The organism is Halomonas sp. 707D4, from assembly GCF_024158685.1.
Lineage (GTDB): Bacteria > Pseudomonadota > Gammaproteobacteria > Pseudomonadales > Halomonadaceae > Vreelandella.
Window position 1 is genome coordinate 1 of sequence record NZ_JAMZBD010000665.1, and the last position, 1,343, is coordinate 1,343.

Sequence of the window (1,343 nt, forward strand, 5' to 3'; positions counted from 1 at the left end):
GTCGTATCGCGCATGGTCACGCCCTCCCCAGTAGCCAGAACAACAGCAGTGCCACGACCACCACGCCCACCCACTGCCCGACGACGATGGCCGTGTCCGGCAGGCGGTGCCCGGCGATGCGCAGCGGCATCACCCGCGGAAACAGCACGAAGAAGGTCGCGGCGTGATAGAGGCTCGCCGCCAGCGCCAGCAGGTTGAGCGCCAGCACCACGGGCGAGCCCATGAACGCAACCCAGCCCTGCCAACTGGCCGGGCCCTTGAACAGCGCCACCATGCCCGCCAGCAGGCAGAGCAGAAAGAACACCAGCGGCAGCACCGTGGCCTCGCGCAGCATGTAAAGCTTGAAGAAGCGGTGCTTGAGCCACCAGGTGCGCGCCAGCGGCGCCGGGCGCTTTGCGGAATCAGCCATGAGCCTTCTCCTCGTTGTCGATGCCCTTGCCGCGCCGCCATTCGCCCTTGAACAATTCACCTTTGAACAACGCGATCAGCGTGTGCTGAGCCGCCGCCACCTTGCCCTGATTGACCGCCGCCGCCGGGTCGACGTGCTTGGGGCACACCTGGGAGCAGAAGCCCACAAACGTGCAGCTCCACACGCCTTCGTGACGGTTGAGCTCGGCCATGCGCGCGCGCTTGCCGTGGTCGCGGCTGTCCAGGTTGTAGCGCTGGGCCAGCGCCAGCGCCGCCGGGCCGCGAAACTCCGGGTTCAAGCCGAACTGCGGGCAGGCCGAATAACACAGCCCGCAGTTGATGCAGTTGGCGAACTGCCGGTAGCGCTCAAGCTGCGCCGGCGTCTGGCGGTGCGGCTCCAGGGCCTGGGGGTCGACGTGTTGCACCGGCTCCTTGTCGATCAGGTAGGGCTTGATCGCCGCCAGGTGCTCGAGAAACAGCGCCATGTCGACCACAAGATCCCGCTGAACGGGAAAGTGGGCCAGCGGCTCGATGCGGATCTCGTCGTCGAAGTCGCGCAGGAAGGTCTTGCAGCCGAGCTTGGGTACGCCGTTGACCATCACCCCGCAGGAGCCGCAGATCGCCATGCGGCAGGACCAGCGGTAGCCGAGCGTGGCGTCGAGCTCCTCCTTGATGTGGTTGAGGGCATCCAGCAGCGAGGTGCTGTCGTCCACCGCTACCTCGTACTGTTGCCAGTAGGGCTCGGCGTCGCTTTCCGGCAGATAGCGTTTAACATGCAGCGTTCTGTTCATGCCCGTTTCTCCTTGCCCGCATCGCCGTAGGCGCGCACCGCCGGCGCCGAGAAGCGCACGTCCACCGCCTGCCAGTGAAGCTCGGCGGGTGCTTCGCCGCGATAGAACACCTGGCTGTGGTTGAGGTAGTTGACGTCGTCACGC

The 1,343-nt window shown here is 66.1% G+C and carries 2 protein-coding genes; both read right to left on the reverse strand.

Annotated features, from left to right (window positions below):
* Nucleotides 1-16: 16 nt before the first annotated feature.
* Nucleotides 17-409 carry a fumarate reductase subunit C gene (locus BIS11_RS17735; protein WP_253426872.1) on the reverse strand — a complete coding sequence of 131 codons (393 nt, stop codon included), beginning with the start codon at nt 407-409 and terminating at the stop codon, nt 17-19.
* Nucleotides 402-1,199 (reverse strand): succinate dehydrogenase/fumarate reductase iron-sulfur subunit, encoded by a 798-nt coding sequence (locus tag BIS11_RS17740; RefSeq protein WP_367399124.1) that lies wholly within the window; start codon nt 1,197-1,199, stop codon nt 402-404. The genes BIS11_RS17735 and BIS11_RS17740 overlap by 8 nt, the downstream gene beginning before the upstream one ends.
* Nucleotides 1,200-1,343 lie beyond the last annotated feature (144 nt).

Coding starts and splice junctions, on each gene's coding strand:
- BIS11_RS17735 (WP_253426872.1), bottom strand. CDS start 409: ATGGCTGATTCCGCAAAGCGCCCGGCGCCGCTGGCGCGCACCTGGTGG.
- BIS11_RS17740 (WP_367399124.1), bottom strand. CDS start 1,199: ATGAACAGAACGCTGCATGTTAAACGCTATCTGCCGGAAAGCGACGCC.